A 459-nucleotide genomic window follows, 5' to 3' on the forward strand; every position below is an offset into this window, starting at 1 on the left:
ACGTCCCAAGTACCATCGGCGCAGGAGGGCTTAACTGCCGTGTTCGGGATGGGAACGGGTGTGACCCCTCCGCCATTGCCACCAGATCAGTTTGCAGTTGTTGAGGTCAATCCGGTTTATCACCGGATTTAGAAGTTTACTACACCGAGTTGAGCTTTTCAACCGGTAAGTCTCTCCAGTCCCTCAAAATCAAACAGTTGTGTTGCGCTGCGTGCTAACCTTTCCGTTCGGACCTGTCCCATCTGTACTTCGTAAAATACCGTTTATCAGCCAGTTGGCTGGCCAATGCACGTTATTCTTATAAAGCATAAGTTGGGAGGTCTCCGTCCGGTTCGACCTCGACATCTCACTGCGTAGCGGTTTCATCCCTTCACTAGAAAACCTAGCAGGGTGCACCCTCTACCGTGACGAGTCTCCATAGAAAGGAGGTGATCCAGCCGCACCTTCCGATACGGCTAC

At 51.9% G+C, this 459-nt stretch carries 1 rRNA gene; it reads right to left on the reverse strand.

Features of this window, described 5'->3' with window-relative positions:
• Window positions 1-86, reverse strand: a 5S ribosomal RNA gene (gene rrf, locus H1S01_RS20790); the annotation flags it as partial.
• Window positions 87-459 lie beyond the last annotated feature (373 nt).

The sequence above is a fragment of the Heliobacterium chlorum genome (assembly GCF_014502795.1).
Classification (GTDB): Bacteria; Bacillota; Desulfitobacteriia; order Heliobacteriales; family Heliobacteriaceae; genus Heliobacterium; species Heliobacterium chlorum.